The following is a 517-nucleotide window of genomic DNA, read 5'->3' on the forward strand; positions in this document are numbered from 1 at the left end:
AACGAAAGAGCGACCGTAGTCTGACGAACCATAGCCGACCGAAGACATGATCTGCTTCATCGCCTCTTCGGGTTTGTTCTTCTCCAGGACTTCACTGACTTCGATCAGGTTGCCGGAAAAAGCGAAGGAGCGCACGTCGGACACAACTTCATGCAGGCTGTGGATCAGCAGCAGGAAGAAGTCGGAGACCTGCGCGACCGAGCCCGAGACGTCGCAGATCGCAACAATCTTCGGCTTGTCGCGATGGCGGCGCTTCCATGCCGTCATGAACGGCACGCCACCCCATGCAGCATTGCGGCGGATGGTGCGGCGCACGTCGAGGTGGCCGCGGCGTTGCCGTTTGCGCGGCTTGCTGAAACGCTCACGCAGCCGCCGTGCGATGTTGCGGATCAGTGCCCGCATCTGCTCGATCTGGCGCTGTTCCAGCCGCGCCATCGGCGCGTTGCGCAAGATCTCATTGCGCAACGCCTCTTTCTCTTCGCGGCCATAGAGCAGCAGCGCCTGCGCGACCATTTCG

The 517-nt window shown here is 61.3% G+C and carries 1 protein-coding gene; it reads right to left on the reverse strand.

Annotated elements, in window-relative coordinates; translation table 11 throughout:
* Positions 1 to 517: VWA domain-containing protein (locus AC1DU6_RS35845; protein ID WP_477863414.1), on the reverse strand; the 517-nt coding region annotated here is incomplete at both ends.

The organism is Roseateles sp. P5_B10 (assembly GCF_056400485.1).